The organism is Paenibacillus ferrarius (assembly GCF_002027705.1).
GTDB lineage: Bacteria > Bacillota > Bacilli > Paenibacillales > NBRC-103111 > Paenibacillus_E > Paenibacillus_E ferrarius.
On the sequence record NZ_MBTG01000022.1, the window covers coordinates 26,573 to 38,923 of the forward strand.

The 12,351-nt window shown below is 46.8% G+C and carries 9 protein-coding genes; 2 read left to right on the top strand and 7 right to left on the bottom strand.

Going from position 1 to position 12,351, the window contains the following annotated elements; translation table 11 throughout:
• Window positions 1-70 precede the first annotated feature (70 nt).
• The 4 genes from BC351_RS22270 to uvrB all read right to left on the bottom strand — a co-directional run bounded on the left by BC351_RS22270 (window position 71) and on the right by uvrB (window position 6,056).
• Window positions 71-271, bottom strand: a complete 201-nt coding sequence (locus BC351_RS22270; RefSeq protein ID WP_047682168.1) for a DUF2759 family protein — start codon at window positions 269-271, stop codon at window positions 71-73.
• A 308-nt stretch (window positions 272-579) separates the two neighbouring features.
• A complete protein-coding gene (locus tag BC351_RS42370; protein WP_158082191.1) occupies window positions 580-741 on the bottom strand; it encodes a hypothetical protein in 162 nt (53 codons plus the stop codon).
• A gap of 398 nt (window positions 742-1,139) precedes the next feature.
• A complete protein-coding gene (uvrA, locus tag BC351_RS22275) occupies window positions 1,140-4,022 on the bottom strand; it encodes an excinuclease ABC subunit UvrA (protein WP_079415037.1) in 2,883 nt (960 codons plus the stop codon).
• Window positions 4,023-4,058: 36 nt separating this feature from the next.
• Window positions 4,059-6,056: an excinuclease ABC subunit UvrB gene (gene uvrB / locus BC351_RS22280; RefSeq protein WP_079415039.1), complete on the bottom strand. Its 1,998-nt coding sequence runs from the start codon at window positions 6,054-6,056 to the stop codon at window positions 4,059-4,061.
• Window positions 6,057-6,349: 293 nt separating this feature from the next.
• Here uvrB and BC351_RS22285 point away from each other — a divergent pair, with 293 nt between their 5' ends.
• Both BC351_RS22285 and BC351_RS22290 read left to right on the top strand, forming a co-directional pair.
• Window positions 6,350-7,147 carry a flagellar motor protein gene (locus tag BC351_RS22285; RefSeq protein WP_079415041.1) on the top strand — a complete coding sequence of 266 codons (798 nt, stop codon included), beginning with the start codon at window positions 6,350-6,352 and terminating at the stop codon, window positions 7,145-7,147.
• On the top strand, window positions 7,131-7,952 hold the full coding sequence (locus BC351_RS22290; protein WP_079415043.1) for an OmpA/MotB family protein: 822 nt from the start codon (window positions 7,131-7,133) through the stop codon (window positions 7,950-7,952). Before BC351_RS22285 ends, BC351_RS22290 begins: the two co-directional genes overlap by 17 nt.
• 44 nt (window positions 7,953-7,996) lie before the next feature.
• Here BC351_RS22290 and BC351_RS22295 read toward each other — a convergent pair whose 3' ends face one another.
• The 3 genes from BC351_RS22295 to BC351_RS22305 all read right to left on the bottom strand — a co-directional run bounded on the left by BC351_RS22295 (window position 7,997) and on the right by BC351_RS22305 (window position 12,150).
• Window positions 7,997-9,280: a PDZ domain-containing protein gene (locus BC351_RS22295; RefSeq protein WP_079415045.1), complete on the bottom strand. Its 1,284-nt coding sequence runs from the start codon at window positions 9,278-9,280 to the stop codon at window positions 7,997-7,999.
• Window positions 9,281-9,401: 121 nt separating this feature from the next.
• Entirely contained in the window at window positions 9,402-10,865 is a 1,464-nt protein-coding gene (locus BC351_RS22300; RefSeq protein WP_079415181.1) for a S41 family peptidase, read from the bottom strand.
• Window positions 10,866-10,956: 91 nt separating this feature from the next.
• The gene (locus BC351_RS22305) at window positions 10,957-12,150 is read right to left on the bottom strand and encodes a murein hydrolase activator EnvC family protein (RefSeq protein WP_079415047.1); all 1,194 of its coding nucleotides are present in this window, start codon (window positions 12,148-12,150) and stop codon (window positions 10,957-10,959) included.
• Window positions 12,151-12,351: the final 201 nt, after the last annotated feature.

The following is a 12,351-nucleotide window of genomic DNA, read 5'->3' on the forward strand; positions in this document are numbered from 1 at the left end:
CAAAAAAGCCCACAGGCTTGAAGATCCTTCGATCTCAGTCCTGTGGGCTTTTATCTTGTTTAACTCCGATTTACCAGCCGCTGATCATGACGTAATCCATGATGCCGAATACGATCAAGGAAACTCCTGCGAATCCTAGAGCAAACAAATTTCTTCGTGGGTTGATCAACTGTCGAATAACCGCAATGGCAATGACCACCGTGAAGATCAAAACATAAATATCAAAGCTCGTATACGTGCTAGTCGTTGCTGCTGCTTCTGCCAATAACATGGTGAAACCTCCTTATAGTAACTCGGTGCAAGGCACACGTCCTGCTATTTTAATTCTATGTTAGCTTGATTGGGCACTAGATGCAAGTGATTCCAGCGATGTGTAACAAGTTTGTCACCTTTTGGGTGCAACGCCCCTTCTTCAACATCTAAAATGATCTTTCCTTGTAAGGTTAAAATGTCCAACTCTTCGTTTATTTATAACTATAGCGGCACTGAAATGTCTGTCCGCCTAGCAACAAATAAGCCCGAATCTCCACAGGGGATATCCGGGCACTACTGGCAGCCATAAACAATAGGTAGTCCCAACTAAACGACTAACTCAAAGGAAGTGGTTGATTCTGCATGTTGTTCCAGCGCTGCTACGCTTTGTTGTTTAATAGCCTGTTCTTTCTCTTGCCATGCCAAGAAACGAAACGGGTCAATCCCTAAAGCAGATACAATCTGTTGTAACTCTAACGTAGGTTTCATAACGGCCTCCAAATATGCAGATAGATTAGATCTGTCTATATCTCTCGATTATCAGTAGTAGGGTCGGCGACAATAATGTTTAACTTATCTTGTACTTTCATTATAAGTCTACTCTCTTGTTCCGCGATAGAGGGTTAAATTGTCGAATTCAATTAAGTCTTGACAAACTCATTAAAATTTGCTCAAAAGTGTGAAAAATGACACACTTTTGAGCAGCCCAAATAAGAAAAACCTCTATCGAGGCCATTCCCTAAAATGAGTTACCGCGTTGAGAGGTAGGTTGTATCACCAAATAGAAAGACCTTTTCGAAAAACGAAAACCTATACTTTCGATTATGGTCAAAAAAAAGCATGGCCTCCAACTTAAGCGTCGGATTGCCATGCTTATGTGCTGCTGCTTAGCCTACGGATTCTTCCAGAACAGCTAATCGCTTCGCGTAATTCTCAGAGCGCTCCCGATCCCTCTCGAGGATCGGTTTCAAGTACTGGCCGGTGTAAGACCCGGCCACCTTCACGACATCCTCCGGCGTACCAGAAGCCACGATCAGCCCGCCGCGGTTGCCGCCCTCGGGGCCTAGATCGATGACGTGGTCCGCCGTCTTAATGACATCGAGGTTATGCTCGATGACAAGCACCGTTTCACCGTTCTCGACGAGGCGGTGAAGCACCTTCAGCAGACGATCGATATCGTGGATGTGGAGCCCCGTTGTGGGCTCATCCAGGATGTAGATCGTCTTGCCTGTACTGCGGCGGTACAGCTCCGCCGCGAGCTTCACACGCTGGGCTTCGCCGCCGGACAGCGTCGTTGCAGGCTGGCCAAGCGTCATGTAGCCCAGCCCTACGTCCAGAAGCGTAGTCAGCTTGCGATGAATGCGCGGCAAGTTCTTAAAGAACTCGCAGCCGTCTTCAATCGTCATCTCCAGCACCTCTGAAATGCTCTTGCCTTTGTACTTCACTTCCATCGTCTCACGGTTATATCGTTTGCCTTTGCACACTTCACAAGGCACGTATACGTCTGGCAAGAAATGCATCTCGATCTTAATGATGCCATCTCCACGGCAAGCCTCACAACGTCCGCCTTTCACGTTAAAGCTGAAGCGGCCTTTCTTATAGCCACGTACCTTGGCTTCATTCGTATTGGCATACACATCACGAATATCATCGAAAACCCCTGTATAAGTTGCAGGATTAGAGCGAGGCGTACGACCAATCGGAGATTGATCGATATCAATCACTTTATCAATGTGCTCCAGTCCGACAATTTCCTTATGCTCGCCTGGACGCACTTTGGCTCCATTCAAGTCACGTGCCAAGGTTTTGAACAAGATTTCATTAATTAATGTGCTTTTGCCTGAACCGGATACCCCTGTCACACAAGTGAAGACCCCAAGAGGCACTTTCGCCGAGACATTGCGCAAATTGTTCTCTTTGGCTCCTTTGACCTCAAGCCATTTCCCATTCGGCTTGCGTCTGACAGCGGGAATAGGAATGAACTTCTTGCCGCTCATGTATTGCCCTGTAAGCGAGTTATCATCTTCCATCAGCTCAGCAGGCGTTCCCTGCGCAATAACTTGTCCGCCATGGATACCAGCGCCTGGACCGATATCGATAATATAATCGGCTGCCATCATCGTATCTTCATCATGTTCAACGACAATCAATGTGTTCCCAAGATTACGCATATGTTCAAGCGTCTGAATCAGACGCGTATTATCCCGTTGATGGAGCCCGATGCTTGGCTCATCCAATATATATAGGACCCCCATCAAGCTGGATCCAATCTGAGTAGCCAGCCGAATCCGCTGCGCTTCTCCACCTGACAACGTGCCTGCTGCCCGATGCATCGTCAAATAATCGAGACCTACATTCACTAGAAAGCCTAGACGAGCCCTGATTTCTTTGAGAATCAGATTGGAAATCGTCAATTCTTTCTCATTCAAATCAAGACCTTTAAACCATTCCTCCGCTTCTCCGATAGAGAGCGAAGTTGCGTGCGCAATATTTTTGCCGTTGATTGTTACTGCCAATGTTTCCGGCTTCAACCGCTGTCCCTTGCACTTCGGACAAGGCTTAGTGCTCATATACGTCTGTATATGCTCACGTATGCCCTCAGAGAACGTATCCTTGAATCGACGCTCTAAGTTGCGAATAATGCCTTCGAATGGCACCAACGCCTCCTTCGTAGCTCCCATATCATTCTCGTAGCGGAAGCGAATCTTCTCGCCGCCCGTTCCATAGAGGATGACCTTCATCTGCTCGCTGGTTAACTCAGAAACGGATACATTCCGCTTGATGTTGTAATGCTCACAAACTGCGGCAAGAAACTGCGGATAATAATTGGATGTGCTGCCAGCCCAAGCTTCGAACGCACCTTCTTCGATCGTCAGCTTCATGTCTGGTACGAGCAGATCCGGATCAACAATCATCTGACTGCCTAGTCCATCACAATCCGGACAAGCGCCAAAGGGGCTGTTAAACGAAAACATTCTAGGTGCCAGTTCTTCAACGCTAAAGCCGCATTCAGGACAGGCCAAGTTCTGGCTAAACATCAACTCTTCTTGATCGATGATGTCGACAATGACGCGTCCATTAGCCAGCTTAAGCGCTGTTTCCAAAGAATCAGCTAGACGTGTCGCGACGTCTTCTTTAATGACAATACGGTCAACAACAACGTCGATCGTATGCTTCTTGTTCTTATCCAGCTCAATCTTCTCAGAGAGATCCAGCGTTTCGCCATTTACACGCACACGGACGAAGCCTTGCTTCTGAACGTCCGTAAACAGTTTCACATGTTCACCTTTGCGTCCTGAAATAAGCGGAGCCAGAATTTGAAGCTTCGTGCGTTCCGGATATTCCATAATGCGGTCTACCATTTGTTCCACGGTTTGAGATGTAATCTCGATGCCGTGGGTCGGGCAGTGCGGCCGCCCGATACGAGCGTAAAGCAATCGCAAATAATCATAAATTTCCGTAACCGTTCCAACCGTTGAACGGGGATTACGGCTCGTCGTCTTCTGATCGATGGAAATCGCCGGTGACAGCCCTTCAATTGAATCCACATCCGGCTTATCCATTTGCCCTAGAAATTGCCGGGCATAGGCAGATAGAGATTCCACGTATCTGCGCTGCCCTTCCGCATAAATCGTATCAAAGGCAAGCGATGACTTCCCCGAACCACTTAAGCCGGTTAAAACAACGAACTTATCACGCGGAATTATGACGTCGATATTTTTGAGATTATGAGCCCTAGCTCCTTTAATGACGATTTGGTCTCTAGACACGTTACCCTTCCTCTCCTATGTGGAGCTAACGCCCATCTAGGCGTCAGCTTTCATTTCCATAATAGCGTCACGAAGTTGTGCCGCTCGTTCAAATTGCAGATTCTTCGCGGCTTCTTTCATCTCGCCTTCCAGACGTTCGATCAACGATGCGCGGTCTTTCTTGGACATCTTCGCACCCTTCACATCTGCCAGATAATCGGCTTTCTCTTCCGCTACTTTCGTAGCTTCGATGACATCGCGAATTTTCTTGGCAATCGTCTGTGGTGTAATACCGAGCTTCTCGTTGTGCGCTTCTTGCAGACTCCGACGCCGGCTTGTTTCATAGATAGCCTTCTGCATGGAATCCGTAATCTTATCCCCATACATAATCACGCGGCCATCCGAGTTCCGTGCGGCACGGCCGATAGTTTGAATCAGAGAGCGTTCCGAACGCAAGAATCCTTCTTTGTCCGCATCCAAGATCGCAACCAGCGATACCTCCGGCAAATCAAGCCCTTCTCTTAACAGGTTAATCCCTACAAGAACATGGAACGTTCCCAACCGCAGATCCCGTAAAATCTGCATTCGTTCAAACGTTTTGATATCGGAGTGCAGATAACGAACTTTAATCCCGATTTCTTTGAAGTAATCCGTTAAATCCTCCGACATCTTCTTCGTTAATGTCGTCACGAGCACACGCTCATCTTTGCGTATTCGATCATGAATCTCGGCAATCAAATCATCAATCTGGCCTTTCGTTGGTCTCACTTCAATAATAGGATCCAACAAGCCTGTAGGACGAATAATTTGCTGCACCATCTCTGGGCAATGCTCCAACTCATAAGGTCCCGGTGTTGCCGATATATATAAAATTTGATTGACTTTCTCTTCAAACTCTTCAAACCGCAGAGGGCGATTATCCAGTGCGGATGGCAGACGAAAACCGTGGTCAACCAATACTTCTTTTCTCGCTCTATCGCCATTGTACATAGCACGAATCTGAGGCAATGTTACGTGCGACTCATCGACCATGAACAGCATGTCATCCGGGAAATAATCGATTAACGTGTATGGCGTAGCTCCTCGCTCACGGAAAGTTAACGGTCCCGAGTAATTCTCGATCCCGGAGCAGAATCCCATCTCTTGCATCATTTCCATATCGTAACGTGTTCGTTGCTCCAGTCTTTGAGCTTCGAGCAGCTTTCCTTGCTCCTTCAGCTCAGCTAGACGTTCCTCAAGCTCCCGCTCGATATTCACGAGCGCACGTTTCATCGTATCTTCGTGCGTCACAAAGTGAGACGCTGGGAAAATCGCAATATGTTCGCGTTCGCCAATGATTTCACCAGTCAGCACGTTGATTTCCGTAATACGTTCAATCTCATCGCCGAACAACTCGACTCTTACCGCTTGTTCCCCATGCGATGCCGGGAAAATCTCAACGACATCTCCGCGCACGCGAAACGTCCCGCGGACAAAATTCAAATCGTTTCTCTGATATTGAATGTCTACGAGTTTATGAAGAATCTCATTGCGCGACTTCTCCATCCCTACACGCAAAGAAAGCAGCATATTGCCATATTCAATCGGCGAACCCAAACCATAAATACACGAGACGCTCGCAACGATAATAACGTCGCGTCGTTCGAACAAGGAACTGGTCGCGGAATGGCGAAGCTTATCGATCTCTTCATTAATGCTGGAATCTTTCTCGATGTAAGTATCAGAGGAGGCAATGTAGGCTTCTGGCTGGTAGTAATCATAGTAGCTAACGAAGTAGGAGACGGCGTTGTGAGGAAAAAATTCTTTGAATTCGCTGCACAATTGTGCGGCTAACGTTTTGTTATGGGCAATAATCAAGGTCGGTCTGTTCAACTTGGCAATGACTTGCGCCGCTGTAAAAGTTTTCCCTGTTCCTGTCGCACCCAAAAGCGTCTGGTGCCTTTTGCCAGATTGTATGCTTTGGACGATTTCCTCAATCGCTTGAGGCTGGTCACCTTGTGGAGAAAAGTCAGATACGAGCTCGAACTTCTTAGAACTAACAACAAGATCACTCATCACTTATCACCTACACTTTATGAAATAAATCGAACTTTTATCCTATTCATTTTCCATTTGTAATATCCGATATAGAAGTTTATGGAACTCGAAAGTCCAATTATGAAGGGATTTCCAATAGCCCTCATAAGAATGTTTGTTCTGGTTTTTCCATTATACTCTTTTTAAATCATGGATGCAAACGGCAATATCTGTTACATCCCGTCCGCAGCATGATTAGACACCCTTGGAATGTCACACAAAAGGCTTGTAAAATCTCAATTCTTTTTACGCTAATTAGGAGTGGTACAGTCATGGATTTGACAACAGTTTTAGGATTAGTATTAGGTCTTGTAGGTTTAATAGGCGGTTATGTTTGGGATGGGGGTCACATCAGTTCCCTAATTATTCCAAGCGCCATGTTAATTGTATTCGGCGGAACTTTTGGAGCAGTTGCTATTAGCTTTCCACTCTCCACGTTAGCCAAAATCCCCAAAGCGTTGGGCATTGCCTTCAAAGAAGCAAAAAGAGATCCCAGCGCAACAATTGATGAGCTTGTCGATATGGCATCTATTGCTCGCAGAGAAGGCGTTTTGGCGCTCGAGCAGCGTGCACAGGAACATACGAATCCTTTTTTGAAGGATGGTTTGCTGATGGTCGTGGATGGAACTGATCCTGAACTGACCAGGCAAATTCTCGAACTGGAAATGGATGCGATTGAGCACCAAGTTGACAATATGTCCAAAGTATTTGAAGCTGGGGGCGGCTATGCGCCAACGATGGGAATCATTGGTACGGTTATGGGCCTTATCCACGTTCTGGGCAATCTCGATGACCCCTCCAGTCTTGGACCGTCCATCGCAGTAGCCTTCACAGCTACTCTTTATGGCGTTATGAGCGCTAACTTGATCTATCTCCCGCTTGCCAACAAAATTAAAGTGCGCGGCAAAGAGATGGTCTCCGAAATGGAACTGATGCTCGAAGGCATTCTTGCCCTGCAAGCGGGTGAAAACCCTCAGTTAATTAAGAAAAAACTGAATTCCTTCCTCCACGATAAATCGTCCAAAAAAACAGTCAAAGAGGAGGAAGCCGACAATGGCGCGGAGAGGTAAGAAGCACGAAGAGCATGTCAATCATGAGAGATGGCTCATTACCTATGCGGACTTAATCACTTTGCTGCTCGTATTCTTCATCATTATGTATGCCATGAGTAAAGTCGATGTTCAAAAGTATGCCGTTTTGGCCCAAGTCTTAAACCTGCAGTTCCAAAAGGCAGATTCGGTTTTGGATAAAGGCCATGGCATCAGCGGTCAAATGACCCCAAAACAAGGTGACTCCGACAGCAAGGACAAAGACTTTACTAAGCAGAATCTGGACGATAAGAAAGAAGAGAAGAATAAAACGAAGCCGGAAGACAGTGAGAAAGAGAAGCGCGAGAAGGAGCTTCAAGATCTTTTAAAACAAGTGCAAGCTTATATTAAGGATCAAAATTTGGAAGCCCAAGTATCTGCCAGCGATACCGAACGTGGTGTTGCCATCACGCTGAATGACTTATTCCTATTTGATCTGGGCAAAGCCGATCTCAAGCCTGCCTCTTCACCAATTCTGCAAAAGCTTGCCTCCCTGTTCCCTACTTTGAACAGTAAAGTAAGTATTGAAGGGCATACCGATAATTTACCGCTTGCTACGGGATCGCCTTTTCAGGATAACTGGGGCTTGTCGTTCGCCCGCTCCCTTTCGGTGCTTCGCTATTTCAGCGACACCGCCAAGCTTGATAACAACAAATTCATCGCAACGGCTTACGCCGATACGATGCCCAAAGTTCCCAACACCAGCGATGAGAACCGCAGCAAAAACCGCCGCGTCGAAATCATTGTCCTGCGTGATGGACTAGCCCCCATAGCTACGCTGAAATAAAGATGACCCTACCTCTTCAAACTTGGAGAGATAGGGTCTTTTATTTACATGGATTTCGTTGAATCGTTGGATAACAAACCGGTCAATTTACTCCGCAAATAGGAAAATAGATGCATCGGACGGTGTTCCGTGAAGTACAAAGCATCTTGATCCGGCGCTAGAATGATGCCTAACTGATGATGCTCTCCCGCATAAATCGCACGATGAAGGAACCGCACCTCACCCTGATCATTCAGTACTTCGAGCCTGCAAAATGCTGAGTTTATGCCCATTGCGACATGCAGATCCGTCTTCGTTTTGATTTTGTGGCCATTTACCTTGTGCAAAAGCTCGCCCACTTGAATGCCTAAATCTTGCGCAGGGCTGTTCGGCACGACCGAAAGAACCATTAACCCCCGTGGGGAATGCACATAGAAAGGTACCTGCTTCTCTTCTTTCCATTGGCTGTAACGCACTAGGCCTTCATGAAGCGCAATGCTAAGCAATGCTCCCAAGAGTATTAGAGGCGACCAGTAGTGTGCAGCAATCGCTGCTCCTAATAAAACAAGTCCATAGAGATAAAGCAGACTTGCACTGAAACGCGCTTGTTTGCGCGGAAGCTTGGAGATCGTTAGCTCCGTGAAACCGATCATCGCTGGGAACGCAAGCAGCGTCCATCCTGAAGCAAGGTTCGATCCAAACAGCGTTTCCCATGGCAGGCTTAATGTGCTCCCTCCAGCCAAAGGGACTAAGAGAAATAACGGAACGGGCCAGAAGCCCTGCAGCTGCTGCGCGCCAACAATCTGACCCCGTTTTCTTTCAAGGAAAAGTGGCGTTGCCATGCGTGCGCCCTGAAATCCAACAAGGAAACCTTCCAGCAGATGCAGCACAGCGACAATTACCAGTAAGGACGCAATGTCCGCGCCTGCTACCACCCCAAGGATCGGTACATCCGCTTGAAGGTTAGCTGAATTAGGAAGCCAGGAAAGAATGACCTGCGCCAATCCCATAATGCCTACAGCGTACGCCAGGCAGAGGAATCGAATCCGAAACATAACGAGAACAACCGTTAGAACCCACAGAAGAATAACCACATCCGCCTCAACACTGACACCAATGAAGAGCAGAAGGAGGGAAGCGATCAGTCCACCAATCCAGCCCCAAAGCACAGTGCGCCACGTTTCATTTAATAATGAATGCAGACGCGTATGAAATAACTTGCGTTCCATCTGAATCTGCTTCCGATAGTGCAGGAGAATAAATAAAATGCCTATATAGTAGAAAGGATTCACAAGCAACTGCCCCAGAGCCTGCAGCAGCCTGTCCAAAAATTGATTCAACACATCCATACAAGGGCTCCTTGATAAAAAAGAAGTAGGAAGGCTGCATACGCAACCTTCCTACCTAATTTCGACTACAGGGGCTTCATTTCCTGCCAACCGCAGTGAATTTCCATTAACACACCAACAATTATTTCCCAAGCTGTTTCTGGATCTGTCCAACTGCCGCTTTCAGCTGCAAGTCATTTTTGGATTCGCGAATTTGTACCATAATCGATTTCTCAATTTTATTCGCTGTTTCCACGTCCACTTCGCCTGTCATTGGCAAATCGTTCGTCCGTTGGAACGCTTTAACCGCAGTAACGGTCTTGTCGTTGAAATAACCATCCGAACGCTCTGGATTGAAACCAAGACCCGCCAACATCAACTGCAGGTTTTTCACATCATCACTCGTTGTATCCTGTTTAAGCACGCTTTTCTTGGAAAGCGGAGCGGCTTTGAAATAACCAGGCTGATCAACGGGAATGTCCGGTGTAATACCCGTTTTGTGAATCCAGTTGCCGTTAGGCGTCAACCATTTGTAGACCGTCATCTTAATATTGCTGCCGTCGCCCATTTCCTTCTCGAAAGTAACCTGAACGGTTCCTTTGCCGTAGGAAGTTTCACCCACAATTTTGCTTCCGACCGCTTCTTGGAAAGCTCCTGCCAGAATCTCCGAGGCACTCGCGCTTCCTTTATTGATGAGAACGGCAACCGGATAATTTTTGCCTGTTCCTGTGGAAGGCGTTGGCTCTCTCTTGCCATCGCGGTTCTCAACCTGAACGATCGGCTTGCCGCTCTTCACGAACGGATTCACAATGTCTACAACGACGTTCAAAAGACCGCCTGGGTCATTGCGTACATCGATGACAAGACCTTTCATCCCTTTCGCCTCAAGGCTCTTCAGCTCTTCAGCGAAGCGCACTGCCGTATTGGATGAGAACTGTCGGATCTCAATCTTCCCGATTTGATCTTGCATCATTTCGCCGTATACCGTCTCGACATCAATGTTGTCTCTCACGACAATGACTTGAACGGGATCGCCGGCGCCTTGGCGCAATAAATCAAGCTTGGCTTGCGTCCCTTTGGGTCCGCGAATCTTCATGACGGCTTGGTTAAGCGTGAGTCCATCCAATTTATCACCATTTACAGAAACAATGACGTCCTTGGCTTGGATACCGGCTTTCTCCGCCGGCGATCCTTTAATCGGGGACACGATCACGAATTTGCCTTCCTCAATGGAGACCTCTGCGCCTATTCCCTGAAAAGAAGATGTGATGCTTTCATCGAACTGCTTAGCTTCTTTCTGATCCATATAAACAGTAAACGGATCTTCCAGAGATTCCAGCATCCCATTGATCGCACCGTTAACCAATTTATCATGATCCGGCTGCTTCAAATACTTGCTTTCAATCAATTGGAAGGTTGTCGAAATTTTGTTCAAATCTTTGTTTGAGAGTCCGGAGGTGCTCGATGAAGCCGCAGCTTTACTGCCTGTCGGCTGTTCATTACGCCCCCATGAGAAGGATGAATCCACAATCGTCAGTGTGACAATACTACTTGCAAACATAGCTAACAAAACAAATACAATGACCGTGCGACCTTTGAATTGCAAAGCGTGATACACCACCTTTTTTCCTAAACCCATTTGAGTTCGCCTGTTTGTAGTATATGACAAGCTATTCCCATTTTATAACCAAGTTGTCCTATCGCAGGAACGGTTTAGGATCGGTCGGAACTTCATTCAACCTAACTTCAAAATGGAGATGGTTTCCTGTCGACTGTCCCGTAGAGCCCACTCCTGCAATCTTCTGTCCGCGCTTCACAACATCGCCGACTTTCACATAGATGCCATCGTTCATAATATGCCCGTAGACCGTCCATAAACCGTTCCCGTGATTCACGATGACACAATTGCCATAACCGTTCATCCAAGAAGCATAAATGACGGAACCGTTCTCTGCAGCGAGAATTCCTGTTCCTTTGGCTGCTCCCAAATCAATCCCTTTGTGATTCTCCGACTTGCCTGTTACCGGATTGATGCGATTCACGAAATCTGATGTAATCTGTGCTTGCGCGGCAAGCGGGTACCCTAACTTCCCGCCTGCATATGTAAAGGGAGACTTCGCTTTGCTCGCAGCCCGCTTCTTCTCTTGAAGTTCCGCCTCTTGCTTGGCAATCTGCGTAATCTGCTTATCACTTTCCTCAGAAATATCCTCTAACACCTTCTCTTGCTTGGAGAGCGAAGCAATCTTAACTTCCTTGGCCTTCTCTTTGGCTTGCAGATCATCACGAAGAGCATCGGCATTGGCATACAACGCTTTTACCTGCTCCAGCTGCTTCTCTGTTTCTTCTTTCTTCAAAGCTACTGTTTCTTTATCTTTCTTATTTGACTCTAGTATAGACTTATCCTGACTCACAATGGCTTTCAAAGCTTCAACGCGATTCAAGAAATCAGAGAAATTGGTCGCGCTCAACAGCACGTCCATATAGGAAACAAATCCATTCATATACATCAAGCGAACACGGGATTTCAGCATACTATCACGGCTTTGCACGCGTGCAACCGCTTCGTCCAGCTGTTTGGCATTGCTCTCCAACGTATCCGAAACTTGATCGATTTGCTCATTCAGCATCGTCAGTTTCTTGCTGGCTTCATTAACCTGATTCAAGAGTGTCGTCATATCCTTAGCCGTTTGATCTTTCTCGTTCTGTACCTTCGTTATCTGATTCTGCGCATCATTCGCCTTTTGCTGTGCATCTGCTTTTTGCTTCTTAAGCTGAGTCAACTGCTGATCGATCTTATCCGTTGTGGATGCGGCATAACCCGCATAGGGAACAACTGCAACCGAAGCCGCAATCCCAAGTGTCATCACCAAGGGTAGAATCTTTTTCTTCAAGCACGTAGCCTCCCCATCATCAATAGCCTGATGTTACTTTGTGAATCTACTGTTCTTTGAATCTGTTAATCTATGTATCTATGAAAACATAAATAAAAGCTTTAAAAATCGGCTTTCAGAACCGAGAAGGTTGGATGAAAATGAGGGCAGGAGAAGCGGATTGTAGCAAGCTACATGAGTACCGCAGTGCCCCATTTTCAT

Excerpts from the sequence above, each read along its gene's own strand:
- BC351_RS22270 (WP_047682168.1), bottom strand. The coding sequence starts at position 271 with ATGTTATTGGCAGAAGCAGCAGCAACGACTAGCACGTATACGAGCTTT.
- BC351_RS42370 (WP_158082191.1), bottom strand. The coding sequence starts at position 741 with ATGAAACCTACGTTAGAGTTACAACAGATTGTATCTGCTTTAGGGATT.
- uvrB (WP_079415039.1), bottom strand. The coding sequence starts at position 6,056 with ATGAGTGATCTTGTTGTTAGTTCTAAGAAGTTCGAGCTCGTATCTGAC.
- BC351_RS22285 (WP_079415041.1), top strand. The coding sequence starts at position 6,350 with ATGGATTTGACAACAGTTTTAGGATTAGTATTAGGTCTTGTAGGTTTA.
- BC351_RS22290 (WP_079415043.1), top strand. The coding sequence starts at position 7,131 with ATGGCGCGGAGAGGTAAGAAGCACGAAGAGCATGTCAATCATGAGAGA.
- BC351_RS22295 (WP_079415045.1), bottom strand. The coding sequence starts at position 9,280 with ATGGATGTGTTGAATCAATTTTTGGACAGGCTGCTGCAGGCTCTGGGG.